The organism is Nesterenkonia marinintestina, assembly GCF_025420485.1.
Taxonomy (GTDB): Bacteria; Actinomycetota; Actinomycetes; order Actinomycetales; family Micrococcaceae; genus Nesterenkonia; species Nesterenkonia marinintestina.
Genome location: NZ_JAOEFD010000006.1, coordinates 135,266 through 149,351, shown reverse-complemented (window position 1 = coordinate 149,351; position 14,086 = coordinate 135,266). Strand labels below are relative to the sequence as shown.

Annotated in this window: 13 protein-coding genes; 3 read left to right on the top strand and 10 right to left on the bottom strand. The window is 70.1% G+C overall.

Annotated elements, in window-relative coordinates:
- Positions 1 to 35 precede the first annotated feature (35 nt).
- Together groES and groL are read left to right on the top strand one after the other, a co-directional pair.
- A complete protein-coding gene (gene groES, locus N7E59_RS06810) occupies positions 36 to 332 on the top strand; it encodes a co-chaperone GroES (protein ID WP_261624167.1) in 297 nt (98 codons plus the stop codon).
- Between the two features lie 67 nt (positions 333 to 399).
- Positions 400 to 1,992, top strand: coding sequence for a chaperonin GroEL (gene groL, locus N7E59_RS06805; RefSeq protein WP_261624166.1), 1,593 nt, complete (start codon positions 400 to 402; stop codon positions 1,990 to 1,992).
- A 216-nt stretch (positions 1,993 to 2,208) separates the two neighbouring features.
- Here groL and N7E59_RS06800 read toward each other — a convergent pair whose 3' ends face one another.
- Positions 2,209 to 2,646, bottom strand: coding sequence for a universal stress protein (locus tag N7E59_RS06800; RefSeq protein WP_261624165.1), 438 nt, complete (start codon positions 2,644 to 2,646; stop codon positions 2,209 to 2,211).
- A 246-nt stretch (positions 2,647 to 2,892) separates the two neighbouring features.
- Positions 2,893 to 4,455, bottom strand: a complete 1,563-nt coding sequence (locus N7E59_RS06795; protein ID WP_261624164.1) for an alanine/glycine:cation symporter family protein — start codon at positions 4,453 to 4,455, stop codon at positions 2,893 to 2,895.
- A gap of 295 nt (positions 4,456 to 4,750) precedes the next feature.
- On the opposite strand from N7E59_RS06795, the gene N7E59_RS06790 reads away from it, so the two are divergent.
- Positions 4,751 to 5,530, top strand: coding sequence for a CPBP family intramembrane glutamic endopeptidase (locus N7E59_RS06790; protein ID WP_261624163.1), 780 nt, complete (start codon positions 4,751 to 4,753; stop codon positions 5,528 to 5,530).
- A gap of 12 nt (positions 5,531 to 5,542) precedes the next feature.
- On the opposite strand, the gene N7E59_RS06785 is transcribed toward N7E59_RS06790, so the two are convergent.
- From N7E59_RS06785 to ligA, 8 genes are all read right to left on the bottom strand, one after another.
- On the bottom strand, positions 5,543 to 6,118 hold the full coding sequence (locus N7E59_RS06785) for an arsenate reductase/protein-tyrosine-phosphatase family protein (RefSeq protein ID WP_261624162.1): 576 nt from the start codon (positions 6,116 to 6,118) through the stop codon (positions 5,543 to 5,545).
- A 12-nt stretch (positions 6,119 to 6,130) separates the two neighbouring features.
- A complete protein-coding gene (locus tag N7E59_RS06780) occupies positions 6,131 to 6,973 on the bottom strand; it encodes a fructosamine kinase family protein (protein WP_261624161.1) in 843 nt (280 codons plus the stop codon).
- Complete coding sequence (gene gatB, locus N7E59_RS06775) at positions 6,970 to 8,487, bottom strand: Asp-tRNA(Asn)/Glu-tRNA(Gln) amidotransferase subunit GatB (protein WP_261624160.1); 1,518 nt, start codon at positions 8,485 to 8,487, stop codon at positions 6,970 to 6,972. Before gatB ends, N7E59_RS06780 begins: the two co-directional genes overlap by 4 nt.
- A gap of 9 nt (positions 8,488 to 8,496) precedes the next feature.
- Positions 8,497 to 10,062 carry an Asp-tRNA(Asn)/Glu-tRNA(Gln) amidotransferase subunit GatA gene (gatA, locus tag N7E59_RS06770; RefSeq protein ID WP_261624159.1) on the bottom strand — a complete coding sequence of 522 codons (1,566 nt, stop codon included), beginning with the start codon at positions 10,060 to 10,062 and terminating at the stop codon, positions 8,497 to 8,499.
- Positions 10,063 to 10,070: 8 nt separating this feature from the next.
- Positions 10,071 to 10,367, bottom strand: a complete 297-nt coding sequence (gatC, locus tag N7E59_RS06765) for an Asp-tRNA(Asn)/Glu-tRNA(Gln) amidotransferase subunit GatC (protein WP_261624158.1) — start codon at positions 10,365 to 10,367, stop codon at positions 10,071 to 10,073.
- Between the two features lie 95 nt (positions 10,368 to 10,462).
- Positions 10,463 to 10,999, bottom strand: coding sequence for a GNAT family N-acetyltransferase (locus N7E59_RS06760; protein ID WP_261624157.1), 537 nt, complete (start codon positions 10,997 to 10,999; stop codon positions 10,463 to 10,465).
- Positions 10,996 to 11,853 (bottom strand): inositol monophosphatase family protein, encoded by an 858-nt coding sequence (locus N7E59_RS06755; protein ID WP_261624156.1) that lies wholly within the window; start codon positions 11,851 to 11,853, stop codon positions 10,996 to 10,998. Before N7E59_RS06755 ends, N7E59_RS06760 begins: the two co-directional genes overlap by 4 nt.
- Entirely contained in the window at positions 11,850 to 14,045 is a 2,196-nt protein-coding gene (gene ligA, locus N7E59_RS06750) for an NAD-dependent DNA ligase LigA (RefSeq protein WP_261624155.1), read from the bottom strand. Before ligA ends, N7E59_RS06755 begins: the two co-directional genes overlap by 4 nt.
- Positions 14,046 to 14,086: the final 41 nt, after the last annotated feature.

Sequence of the window (14,086 nt, the reverse complement as noted above, 5' to 3'; positions counted from 1 at the left end):
TACCGATCCGCTGATACGCAAAGGAGAGAACAGCAGTGTCTGTCTCCATCAAGCCCCTCGAGGACCGCATCGTCGTCCGCCCGCTCGAAGCCGAGCAGACCACCGCCTCCGGCCTGGTCATCCCCGACACCGCCAAGGAGAAGCCCCAGGAGGGCCAGGTCGTGGCCGTGGGCCCCGGCCGCTTCGACGACAAGGGCGACCGCCTGCCCGTCGACGTCTCCGAGGGCGACGTGGTCATCTACTCCAAGTTCGGCGGCACCGAGGTCAAGGTCGGCGGCGACGAGCTGCTGGTCCTCAACGCCCGCGACGTGCTGGCCGTCGTCGAGAAGTGATCCTGCGCCGGCCCCAGTGCCGGCGGATCCACCACACATCTCGTCTCATCAAGGAGAACGCATAGCTATGGCAAAGCAGCTTGAGTTCGACGATGCCGCACGCAAGGCCCTCGAGGCCGGCATCGACAAGCTCGCCGACACCGTGAAGGTGACCCTCGGCCCGAAGGGCCGCAACGTCGTCCTGGACAAGTCCTGGGGCGCACCGACCATCACCAATGACGGGGTGACCATCGCCCGCGAGGTGGAGCTCGAGGACTCCTACGAGAACCTCGGCGCCCAGCTCGCCAAGGAGGTCGCCACCAAGACCAACGACGTCGCCGGCGACGGCACCACCACCGCGACCGTGCTCGCACAGGCCCTGGTCAAGGAGGGTCTGCGCAACGTGGCCGCCGGTGCCGCACCGGGCGACATCAAGCGCGGCATCGAGACCACGGTCGCCGCGGTGACCCGCCGTCTGCACGAGATCGCCCGTGACGTGGAGGGCAGCCAGGTCGCCCACGTGGCCGCGATCTCGGCGCAGAACGACGAGGTGGGCGAGCTGATCGCCCGCGCGTTCGACGCCGTGGGCACCGAGGGCGTCATCACCATCGAGGAGTCCTCGACGACGTCGACCGAGCTCGACATCACCGAGGGCATGCAGTTCGACAAGGGCTACCTGTCCCCGCACTTCGTCACCGATGCGGACCGCCAGGAGGCCGTCCTCGAGGACGCGTACGTCCTGATCCACTCGGGCAAGATCTCCAACATGCAGGAGTTCCTGCCGCTGCTGGAGAAGGTCCTGCAGGCCAAGAAGCCGCTGTTCATCATCGCCGAGGACGTCGAGGGCGAGGCCCTGTCCACCCTCGTGGTGAACAAGATCCGCGGCACGCTGTCCGCAGTGGCCGTGAAGGCTCCGGGCTTCGGCGACCGCCGCAAGGCCATGCTGGAGGACATCGCCACGCTGACCGGCGGTCAGGTGGTGTCCCCGGACCTGGGCCTGAAGCTGGACCAGGTGGGCACGGAGGTGCTCGGCACCGCCCGCCGGGTCACCGTGACCAAGGACGCGACGACCATCGTCGACGGCGCCGGATCCTCCGAGGACGTCGAGGCTCGTGCCGCCCAGATCAAGGGGCAGATCGAGCAGACCGACTCCGAGTGGGACCGGGAGAAGCTGCAGGAGCGGCTGGCCAAGCTGGCCGGCGGCATCGGCGTCATCAAGGTCGGCGCGGCCACCGAGGTGGAGCTCAAGGAGCGTAAGCACCGCATCGAGGACGCCGTGTCCTCGACCCGTGCCGCGCTCGAGGAGGGCATCGTCGCCGGCGGCGGCACCTCGCTGATCAATGCGCTGGCCGTGCTGGACGAGGACGAGTCCGTCAGGGCGCTCTCCGGCGACGCCGCGGCCGCGGTGGGCATCGTCCGCCGCGCCCTGGTGCAGCCGCTGCGCTGGATCGCCCAGAACGCCGGCGAGGACGGCTTCGTCGTCGCCTCCAAGGTCGCGGAGCTGGAGCCGAACCACGGCTTCAACGCCAAGACCGGCGAGTACGGCGACCTGATCGCCGACGGCGTCATCGACCCGGTCAAGGTCACCCGGTCGGCCCTCCAGAACGCGGCCTCCATCGCCGCACTGGTGCTGACCACCGAGACCCTGGTCGTGGAGAAGAAGGACGACGAGGAGGAGTGACCGCTCCCCCGACGTCGGGAGCCTGACTCCCCGGCGGCAGGACGGAGGCCCCGCATAGGACGCATGAGTCCGGTGCGGGGCCTCCGTCGTGCGCGCCGATCCCCTGCCGCCCTCTCCCCCGCCGCATCAGCCGTCGGGGGAGCGAATCTGGTCACGACTCGCCGACTCGGGGCACGAGGTTCTCTCCCTCGACGGGTAGGGGGAGGCGGCCGTGTCTCAGGTGTAGGTGTTGACGATGTGCACGTCGCACTGGGCGTTGTGGGCCACGGAGGAGGCCACGCTGCCGAGCACTCGGGCCATGCCGCGCATGCGCTGGTTCCCGACCACGATCATCTGCGCCCCCTCGGACTCGGCCAAGGCCGCCAGGGCCTCAGAGGGACGACCGCGCGCGGCGCTGGGACGGATCTCGACGTCGTCCCGACGCAGCCGCCGGGCCACCTGCTCAGCGACGTCGTGGGCCGTCCCCGACTCGGAGACGCGGTACTCGTCGGAGCCGACGACCACCGTCTGCGTACGTTCCTCGCTGTGGGCGGTGACCACCAGCAGCGACACCTGCAGGGCGGCCGCGAGGTCCCTGGCACGTTCTGCGGCCCTGAGCGCCGTGTCGGAGCCGTCGACTCCGACGATGACCGGTCCGGTGGTCTGAGATGTCATATCTTCCTTCCCTCCTGGGCTGAGCCGTCGACGTCGTCGTCGTGGCCTCCGTCGACACCACAGTGTTCCAGATCACTCCACAGAGCGGAAACCGACCCACCGCCCCGCGGAACGGCCCCTCGCCTCTGCCCCCTGAACACGAACGTCTCCCCCGGATGCTCGTGTCTCCCGTGCTTCCACGGGGGACACGAGCATCCGGGGGAGACGCACGGTCGGTGACCCGGAACGGGTCACCGGATCATCGGATCACCGGTCCGAGCCGACGCGACGGTCGGAGTCCAGCGGCTCCGGGTCGTCCATGAGGCGGCCGGCGCGGCGGTCGGCGAGGTACTGCTTCATCTCCTCCTTGACCTTCGGCGCGAGGATCACCAGACCGATCACGTTGATGAAGATGCACATGAACAGTGCGGAGTCGGCGAAGTCGATGATGTTGCTGAAGGTCATCATGCAGCCGACGACCACGAAGAAGCAGATCAGCAGACGGAAGATCATGTCACCGACCTTCGACTTGCCGAACAGGTGCCTCCAGGCCTGCATGCCGTAGTAGGCCCAGGTGATCAGGGTGGAGAAGGCGAACAGGAAGACCGCCATCGCCAGGACACCCGGGAACCACGGCAGCACCGTGGCGAAGGCGTCGGAGGTGATGGCGACGTCGCCCATGTCCTCACCGTCCAGAGCCTCCTGGTAGGAGGCCGGGTTGGCGATGATGATGATCAGGGCGGTCATCATGCAGATGACGACGGTGTCGATGAACGGCTCGAGCAGCGCGTTGAAGCCCTCCGAGACGGGGCGCTTGGTGCGCACCGCCGAGTGGGCGATCGGCGCCGAACCGATGCCGGCCTCGTTCGAGAACGCCGCACGCTGGACACCGATGAGGATCACACCGAGCACACCGCCTGCGATGCCCTCCGGGTTGAAGGCGCCCTCGATGATCGCGCCGAAGGCGGCCGGCACGTTCTGGAAGTTGATGGCGATGATCAGCAGACCGGCGGCGACGTAGACCAGAGCCATCGCGGGGACCAGCTTCGAGGTCACAGAACCGATGGACTTGATGCCGCCGATGATGACCAGGGCCACCAGGAGGGCGAAACCGATGCCGAAGAGGAACGCGGCCATGTCGCTGCCGAAGATGCCGTCCTCGCCGCCGGTGACCGCGCGGACCTGGGAGAAGGCCTGGTTGGCCTGGAACATGCCGCCTCCGGCCACTCCGAAGAGGATGATGGCGATGGCGAAGAGGCCGGTGATGATGGCGACCGGGATCCGACCGAGCTTCTTGAACGCGACCGGCAGGTACTTGAACGGACCGCCGTGGACGGTGCCGTCCTCATCGATGGTCCGGTACTTCACACCAAGGGTGCACTCGACGAACTTGGTGCACATGCCGAAGAAGCCGGCGATCATCATCCAGAACGCCGCTCCGGGACCGCCGAGTGTGACCGCGACGGCCACACCGGCGATGTTCCCGAGGCCGACGGTGGCCGAGAGCGCCGAGGTCAGCGCCTGGAAGTGGCTGACCTCACCGGGGTCGGTCGGCTTGGACCACTTGCCCCTGACCACCTCGAGGGCGACCTTGGGCGAGCGGAACTGGACGAAGCCGAAGTAGATGGTGAATCCGATGGCCGCGAGGATGGACCAGAGGACGACGACCGGGGCGTCGTGACCACCGATCGGGATGGTGCCGAAGATGATACCGGCGAACCATTCGGTGATACCGGCGAACCAACCGTCGATCGTGTCGGCGATGCCCTGTGCGCCGGTTTCGACCTCCTCCTCGCCCACGGCGAGGATGAGTGACTCTTGTGTACTCATTCAGTTTTCCCCTCAAGGATTGCGCGGTGACCGTGTGCTGGAGATCACACGATGCCATGATGCTAGGAGAGTACCCCCTAGACGAGTGACAATCTACTCACGACGCGTTTCAGAGAGATTTCGCCGATGCGGATTCATCTGGTCGTCATTCCAGACAGCCGGCGTCCGGGCCGGGACTCCTCCCGTTCCGGACTGCAGGAGTCACCACCGCTGAAGGTCGCCGTCCTCCCCACCGTTCCTCACCGAGCCGTGCTGCGGATATCGCGCCACGTCAGCGAGGAGTACCGTATGCAGAATGACGACGACCGACTCCTCCGTGCGGCTGCCGACCAGTCGCCGGTTCTTCGTGTGGGAGGTCGCCGTCGTGCTGGCCCTGTCGCTGGGGCGCAGCGCGGTCTACTCGGTGGTGGCGCTGGCCGAGCGACTCACCGAAGGGGCGCTCGGCGAGCAGCAGGCGACACTGCACAGCGCTCGGTCGGAGCTCGCCGTCTTCGACGTCGTCTACCAGCTCCTGGACATCCTGTTCGCCCTGGTGCCCGTGGTCCTGGTGCTCTACATCGTCTGGCTGCACGGACAGAATCCGTTCCGACGGTTCGGCTTCGATCTGCGCCGACCCGTGAGCGACACGCTGCTGGGCATAGGGCTGTTCGTGCTCATCGGGGCCGGCACCCTCGTGGTCTACGGGGCGGGACGCAGCGCGGGCATCACCGCGGAGCTCATCCCCGCGGACCTCGGCGACGAGTGGTGGAACGTGCCGCTGCTGCTGCTCTCCGCCGCGCGGCACGGCCTGATCGAGGAGATCGTGCTGATCGCCTACGTCTTCGACCGCTTCCGTCGGATCTGGCCCCGCACATCGATGTGGGTGATCATCGTGGCCGCGGCCGTGCTGCGCGGCTGCTACCACCTGTACCAGGGCATCGGCCCCGGCATCGGCAACCTGCTCATGGGGATCATCTTCGGGTGGATCTACACACGATACGGCCGGGTCATGCCGCTGGTGATCGCCCACTTCCTGCTCGACGCCGTCGCGTTCCTCGCATTCCCCCTGGTGATGGGAGCGGTCGGGGTCCGCTAGCGCTGCGTCACCTCAGCCCCGGACGGCCCGGACCAGCGCCTCGATGGGGCCGCGCAGCTGCTCGAAGGACTCGTCGTAGGCGCCCTCCCCCATCATGTACGGATCCAGGATGTCGTCGTCGGACCCTCCGGACCGGGCCGAGGCACGGAGGTCGTCGAGCCGCTGCGTCAGGAACGCCAGGCGCTCGGGAGGGCGGGCCTCGGGGCCGACCGACTGCTCGAGGTCGTCTTCACCCAGACCGTCGAGCAGCCGCGCCGCCTCACGCAGGGTGAAGATCCGGGCGCCCGCGTCGGGGGCGTGGCGCAGCAGCTCGCGACGGTGGTCCCGCGTGGCGGTGAGGATCAGATCGGACTCGCCGATCAGAGCGGCGTCGACCTGATCCCCCGCCGTACCCTCGGCGTCGGCCCCGTAGGCCTCCACCCGGCGCCGCATCGGCTCCTTCATCTCCTCTCCGACGTGGGCGAAGACCCCGGCGCCGAGGACGCGCACCGCGTCGTCGGCGAAGTGGTGTGCGAGGAGGCGCTCCATGGCGGGCGAGCGGCAGATGTTGCCGGTGCAGATGGTCAGGATCGTGAACTGGTCAGCCATGGTCCCATCCCATCACAGGCTCAGGACCCGCTCCGCCGCGTGAAGGGTCGCACCGCGGTATGCCGTCCCGAACAGCGCCCGGTGGGCGGCGAGGCAGAACAGCTGGTGCATCGGGATCCTGTCCCGCCACCCCTGGCGGAGCGGAACCTCGGACTCATAGCCGACCATGGCGTCGTCGAGCCCCGGCAGCCCGAACAGGTGGAGGAATCCGATGTCGGTCTCCCGATGGCCCAGGTGGGCGGCCGGGTCGATGAGCACGGCTTCGACGTGCGTCGGCCCGCCCTCGCCCAAGCTCTCCCCCTCACCCTCGTCCTGGGCGCGCCACAGGACGTTGCCCGCCCAGAGGTCGCCGTGGATCAGCGCCGGCGGTTCGTCGTCGTCGAGCTCTCCGGAGGCGATCCGGCCCCTCGCGGCCCGCAGGAGGCGCAGCTCGTCGGGGTCGCCGGATCCGTGCAGCAGCTCGATGAGCGGATCCAGCCGCTGGGAGGCGTGGAAGGCGCCCCAGCCGGGGGCCGTCGACGCACCCATGGGCAGAGGATGGTCGGCGGGGCCGAACAGCGGTGCGGCGCCGGTCGGATGTTCGGGAGGGAGCATGCCGAACTCCAGGTCCGCATCGTGGGCCAGCGAGCGGTGGGTCCGGGCCAGACGCCGACCGAAGTCATGGGCGGCCGCCTCGTCCGGGACGGCGGGCTCGATCCGTTCGAGGGTGAGTCGACCCGGCCGCACCGCCTGCACCTGTGCGACGGCGACTCCGTCCACCGACCGCGCGGCCTCGTCCAGCCAGCGCAGCCCGGCGGCCTCGATCAGGGCCGCCTCCGGGTGCCCGGCGGGCGTCTCCTTCTCGAACACGGTCATCCCTCGATGCCGAGCTTGGCGAGTACGATCTCGCGCACCTTCCCGGCGTCGGCCTGCCCCTTGGTCTCCTTCATCACCGGGCCGATGAGCGCCCCGATCGCCTTGAGCTTGCCGCCGGCGACCTTCTCGACGACGTCGGGGTTCTCCGCCATGGCCTTCTCCACCGCGGCGGTGAGGGCGCCGTCGTCGGAGACCACCTCGAGGCCTCGGTCTTCGACGATCTGCGTCGGCGCGCCCTCGCCGTCGACGTGCAGCTCCAGCACCTGGCGCGCGATCTTGTCGTTGATGCGCTCCTCGCGGATGAGCCCGTCGAGTTCGATGATGGTCGCCGGCTCCACCCCGAGCGCGGCAGGCTCGAGGTCCCGCTGGTTGGCCAGACGGGAGATCTCTCCCATCCACCACTTGCGGGCGGCGGCCGGCGAGGCCCCAGAGTCCACCGTCTCCTCGATCTGGTCGAGCAGACCGGCGGCGACGACGTCGCGGAACTCCTGATCCGAGTATCCCCAGGCCTCACGCAGCCGACGACGGCGCTCGGCGGGCGGCTCCGGAAGCGTGGCGCGCAGGCGCTCGATCCAGGCGGCGTCGGTCACCACGGGCACCAGGTCCGGCTCCGGGAAGTAGCGGTAGTCGTCGGCGTCGGACTTCGGCCGACCGGAGGTGGTGGTGCGCGTGTCCTCGTGCCAGTGGCGGGTCTCCTGCGTGATGGATCCTCCGGCCGAGAGCACCCCGGCGTGCCGACGCATCTCGTAGGTCACCGCGTGCTCGACCGCGCGCATGGAGTTCACGTTCTTCGTCTCGGTCCGGGTGCCGAACGTCGAGGCGCCCTTCGGCATCAGCGAGACGTTCGCATCGCAGCGGACGTTGCCGCGCTCCATACGCGCATCCGAGATGTCCAGAGCCCGGACCAGGTCGCGGATCGCTGAGACGTAGGCCCGAGCCAGCTCCGGGGCGCGCTCCCCGGCACCCACGATGGGCTTGGTCACGATCTCGATCAGCGGCACCCCGGCACGGTTGTAGTCCACCAGGGAGCTCTCGGCGCCCTGGATGCGCCCCGAGGATCCCTGGTGAGTCAGCTTGCCGGCGTCCTCCTCCATGTGGGCCCGCTCGATCTCCACCCGGAAGACCTCACCGTCGTCGAGCTCGACGTCGATCCAACCGTCGGAGGCGATCGGCTCGTCGTACTGGGAGGTCTGGAAGTTCTTCGGGGTGTCCGGGTAGAAGTACTGCTTCCTGGCGAATCGGCAGTGCTCGGCGATGGTGCAGTTCAGCGCCAGGCCGAGCCGGATCGCCGACTCGACGGCGGTCCGGTTGGCCACCGGCAGCACGCCGGGCAGACCCAGGTCCACCTCGTTGACGTTGGTGTTGGGCTCATCGCCGAAGGCGTTCGGCGCCGAGGAGAACATCTTGGTTGCCGTGTTCAGCTCGACGTGGACCTCGAAGCCGAGGACCGGGTCGAAGGTCTCCAGCGTCTCCTCGAAGGACAGCGGCCGGGCCTCTGCGGTGGTGTCAGTCATCTGCGGTCCTCACTCTCCGGAGGTCGGGGTCGCGGCGGCGGTCGGCTCGGGCACCTGGGCCCACAGCGGACCGTCCTGGCCCTGCATGAGCCGTTCGATCACCGCGCCGACGTGGTAGGTCCGGGCATCCTCGCGCACCGGCGCCAGCACCTGCGCACCCACGGGCAGGCCCTCGGCCAGGCCGATCGGGACCGAGATCCCCGGGACGCCGGCCAGGTTGGCCGGGATGGTGGCGACGTCGTTGAGGTACATGGCCAGCGGGTCGTCGAGCTTCTCGCCGAAGCGGAAGGCCGTCACCGGCGACGTCGGGGTGACCAGCACGTGGACGTCGTCGAAGGCGGCCTCGAAGTCCCGCTGGATCAGCGTGCGGACCTTCTGCGCGGAGCCGTAGTAGGCGTCGTAGTAGCCGGCTGAGAGGGCGTAGGTGCCCAGGATGATGCGGCGCTTGACCTCGTCGCCGAATCCGGCCGCGCGGGTGGCACCCATGACCCGTTCGATGGTGACCGGTCCGTCCTCCGGGAGCTCCCGGGTGCCGTATCGGACGCCGTCGAACTTGGCGAGGTTCGAGGAGGCCTCGGAAGCCATGATCAGGTAGTAGGCGCCCAGGGCGTAGTCGAAGCTGGGGCAGTCGACCTCCACGACCTCCGCCCCGGCCTCCCGCAGCGCGTCCAGGGTGTCCTCGAAGCGGGCGGCCACCCCGTCGGAGTTGCCCTCCCCGCGCAGCTGCTTCACCACTCCGATCCGCAGGCCGGCGACGTCGTCGCGGCGGGCGGCGTCGGCGAAGGGGGCGACCTCGTCGGGCAGGGAGGTGGCGTCCTTGGGGTCGTGGCCGGCGATCAGCTCGTGCAGCAGCGCCGCGTCCTCCGCGGTGCGGGCGCACGGGCCGATCTGGTCCAGAGAGGAGGCCATGGCGATGGCTCCGTAGCGGGAGACGGAGCCGTAGGTGGGCTTGGTGCCGACGGTGCCGGTCAGCGCCCCGGGCTGACGGATCGAGCCGCCGGTGTCCGTGCCCAGCGCCAGGGGCGTCTCGAAGGCGGCGACGGCCGCGGCCGACCCGCCGCCGGAGCCCCCGGGCGTCCGCTCCAGGTCCCAGGGGTTGCGGGTCGCGCCGTAGGCGGAGTGCTCGGAGGAGGACCCCATGGCGAACTCGTCGAGGTTGGTCTTTCCGAGGATGGGCATCCCGGCCTCACGGATCCTGGTCACCACGGTGGCGTCGTACGGACTCATCCAACCGTCGAGCATCTTCGACGCCGCAGTGGTGGGCTGCCCGACGGTGACGATCAGGTCCTTGACCGCGATCGGCACACCGGCCAGGGGGTGCAGGGCCTCGGCCGCGGCTCCGCCGGAGGCGCGGACCGCGTCCACCTCGGCGGCGGTGGCCAGGGCCTCCTCGGCGGAGACGTGGAGGAAGGCGTGGACGCCGTGGTCCCCGCCGTCGACGGCGGCGATCCGGTCCAGGTGGGCCCGTGTCAGCTCCACGGAGGTGATCTCGCCGGTCCGGAGCTTCTGGGCCATCCGGGCTGCGGTGAGGCAGATCAGGTCGTCGCCGGAGTCGGTGCTGCTGTGCTCGCTCATGTCTGGGATCACTCCTCGTCCAGGATGGCCGGGACCCGGAAGCGCCCGTCCTCGGAGTCCGGGGCGTTGTGCAGGGCCTGCTCGGCGGTGAAGGTGTGACCGACGACGTCGTCGCGGAGCACGTTGGTCAGCGGCAGGGGGTGGCTGGTGGCGGGCACGTCGTCGGAGACGGCCTCGGAGACCGTCTTCACGGAGTCGACGATGACCCCCAGTTCGGAGGCCATGCGGTCCAGCTCCTCCTCGGTCAGACTCAGATGCGCCAGCTTCGCCAGATGCTCGACGTCGGCGCGCGAGATCTCAGACATCCATCTCCTCGATCGGCTGTTTCGGCGGGTGCGTCGCGGGCTCGGCGTCGCGCCGGTGCGGCGGACGCGGCGGGCCGCGGTGTCAGTCGGCCAGTCTAGTCGCTCCCGCGCCCTGCGGCTCCGGCCGCCGCCGGCCGCAGCAGGTGCACGAAGGTCGGGAATCGACCGATCCCGTCGATGACCAGGTCACGGTCGGGGCGTCGGACGAACCCCTCGGCGATGTAGAGCGCGTGGGCGGCGACCATGGTGTCCATCGAGCAGATGACCATGGCCTCGGCTCCGTCCTCGGCGGCGAGTCTGAGCAGGTGCCGCACCAGGGCGCGTCCCACTCCCCTGCCCTGGAAGGCCGGGTCCACGGCCAGGACGCGGAACTCGAGCTCCCCGGGGCGCGCCAGTTCGGCGAAGTCACCCTCGGCCCGCGCCAGGACCACGGATCCGGCGACGGCGCCGTCGACCTCGGCGACGAAGAGCTCCCCGCCGCGCATCCGCGCCTCGGCATCCGAGATGACGGTGAGGTAGCGGGAGTCCTGCACGAGGTGCCCGCCGTCGAGGTAGGCGGCGCGCGAGATCTCGGAGATGCGCGGCAGGTCCGTCTCTCGGGCGCGCCGGACGTGGACGTGTGTCGTCGTCATCGGCGTCCCAGCGGCGCGGGGTCGAGCCGATCGCCCGGGGCGCCGAGGTCTCCGGCGATGAGCCAGTCGGGCCGTTCGTCCGAGTTCGGGTGCTGCGGGCGGCGCACCGCCGCACCGGCCTCTTCCACGATGAGCGCCCCGGCCGCCCAGTCGTGCTCCCAGGTGCCGTACTCGGCGTAGGCCTCCACGGCGCCGTCGGCGACCAGGCACAGGTCGATCGCGGCGGAGCCGAGGCGGCGCAGGTTGCCGAAGCCGTCGAGGAGCTCGGCGACGGTCTCGGCCTGGCGACGTCGTCGGCCCGGATCGTAGCCGAAGCCGGTGGACAGCAGTCCCGACCCCGTCGCCCCTGAGGGCCCGGTCAGCCGCACCGGTTCGGGGAGGTGTTCGTCGGCGCCCTGCGTACGGGCGGTCCACGCACCGCCACCCCGGAGGGCCCACCATGTCCTTCCCAGTGCGGGTGCGTGGACCACGCCGGCCAGCCAGTCGCCTTCAGGTCCGACGACGGCGACGGAGGTGGCGTAGTAGACGATGCCCCGGACGAAGTTCGTGGTGCCGTCCAACGGGTCGATGGACCAGCGGAAGCCGCTGGGATCCTCAGGGCTGGTGGTCCCGTACTCCTCGCCGGTGACCGCGTCCCGGGGGCGCCGGGTGGTCAGCACCGTGCGCACCGCCTCCTCAGCCCGCCGGTCGAAGTCGGTCACCAGATCGGCCTCGGAGGACTTGGTGTCCTGCCCGATCTCGGCCGCCGCCAGCGGCAGTCCGGCCGGCGACACCTCGGAGCGTGCGGCCAGCACGGCGGCTCCGGCGGCCGCGGCCTCCCGGGCGATCCCGAGCAGCTGCTCGGCAGTGGTCATCCGTCCTCCCCCTCCTCCTGCACGTCCTCATCCTGCACGGCGCTCGGGCCGTGCTCCAGCAGGGCCGTGAAGCCGTCCTCGTCCAGCACGGGGACGCCCAGGGACTCCGCCTTCTCCAGCTTGGATCCTGCGTTGGCCCCGGCGACGACGAAGTCCGTCCGCTTCGACACCGATCCGGCGGCCCGGCCTCCGCGGGCGATGATCGCCTCCTTGGACTCGTCCCGGGAGTATCCCTCCAGACCACCGGTGACGACCACGGTGAGGCCCTCCAGGGTGCGGGGGGTCTCCGCGTCGACGTCGTCGACCATCCGCACCCCGGCCTCGGCCCACCGGTCGACCAGGCGGCGATGCCAGTCCACCGAGAACCACTCCGTCACGGCGGCGGCGATGGTGGGGCCCACCCCGTCGACGCCGGCGAGGTCCTGCTCGTCGGCCTGCCGGATCCTCTCCATCGACCCGTAGGCCGCGGCCAGCGCCCGGGACGCCGTGGGGCCGACGTGACGGACGGACAGCGCGACCAGCACCCGCCACAGCGGCTGGGACTTCGCCTTCTCCAGCTCGTCGATCAGCCGCAGGGTGTTCGCCGTCGGCGCGGAGCCGTCCTTGGTCCAGAAGTACGGGACCAGCTCCGTCTCACCCTCGCCCGCGCCCCGCCCGCGCTTCCGGCGGCGGATCCGGACCTCACGGAGGTCCTCGGGGGTGAGTGTGAACAGGTCGCCCTCGTCGGTCAGGGGTCCGGGCACCGGCACCTCCGGACGGGTCAGCGCCCGGGCCGCCTCCTCGCCGAGCGCCTCGATGTCGAGGGCGCCGCGGGAGGCGACGTGGAAGACCCGCTCCGAAAGCTGGGCCGGGCAGCTGCGGGCGTTGGGGCACCGGACGTCGACGTCGCCGTCCTTCGCCGGCCGAAGCGCGGTCCCGCAGGAGGGACAGTCGTCAGGGAAGACGAACTCACGCAGCTCATCCTCGCGGCCCTCACGGGCCGGCATCACCGGGCCGAGGATCTCCGGGATCACGTCTCCGGCCTTGCGCACGAACACGTCGTCGCCGATCAGCACTCCCTTGGCCTTCACCACGTCCTGATTGTGGAGCGTGGCCAGTGAGACCTCGGAGCCCGCCACGCGGACAGGCTCGAGGACGGCGAAGGGCGTGACGCGGCCGGTGCGTCCGACGTTGACCTCGATGTCCCGCAGGCGGGTGGTGACCTCTTCGGGCGGATACTTGTACGCGGCCGCCCAGCGCGGCGTGCGGGAGGTGTGGCCCAGGGCCCGCTGCAGAGCGAAGTCGTCGACCTTGATCACCGCGCCGTCGATCTCGTGGATCAGGCTGTGGCGTCGCGCCTCGTAGCCGTCGAGGTAGGCCTCGATCTCGGCGAAGCCGCTCAGCAGCTCGGTGTAGGGACTCACCGGCAGCCCCCATCCGGAGAGCAGATCGTAGACCGCGTGCTGGGAGTCGGCCTCGAGCCCCTCGCGGGCGCCGAGGCCGTGGACGAACATCGACAGGGGCCGCTGGGCTGTCTTCGTCGGGTCCTTCTGACGCAGCGAGCCGGCCGCGGCGTTGCGCGGATTGGCCAGCGGGGCATGGCCGGCGGCGACCAGCTGTTCGTTGTAGGCCTCGAAGTCCGCCCCGGGCATGAAGACCTCTCCCCGGACCTCCATCTCACGCGGATGCCCGGTCCCGGAGAGTCTGCGTGGGACGTCCCCGATGGTCAGCACATTGTGGGTGACGTCCTCACCGGTCGCTCCGTCGCCGCGGGTCGCCGCGCGCACCAGCACGCCGTCGCGGTAGAGCAGGCTGACCGCCAGGCCGTCGATCTTGACCTCGGCCAGCCACTTCGACCCGGCCCCGGGGCTCAGCCGCTCCAGCGAGGCCACGGTGCGGTCGTACCACGTGCGCAGCTCCTCGCGGGAGAAGAGGTCCTCCAGGGAGTACATGCGCTGAAGGTGCTGCACCGGCGAGAAGGCCTCGGACACCTCGCCGCCGACCTCCTGGGTCGGGGAGTCGGTGGAGACGATCTCCGGGTGCTCCGCCTCGATGCGCTCCAGGCGGCCGAACATCTCGTCGAACTCGGCGTCGGAGATGAGCGGGGCGTCGTCCTGGTAGTAGGCGACGCGGTGGCGGCGCACCTCATCGATCAGCTGCTCGTACTCCTCGCGGAGCTCGAGCGGGGGCGCAGGCGGGGACTTCTCGGTCACTCAGCTGAGTCTAGTGGGTGCCGCTCCGAGGAGGGGCGGGG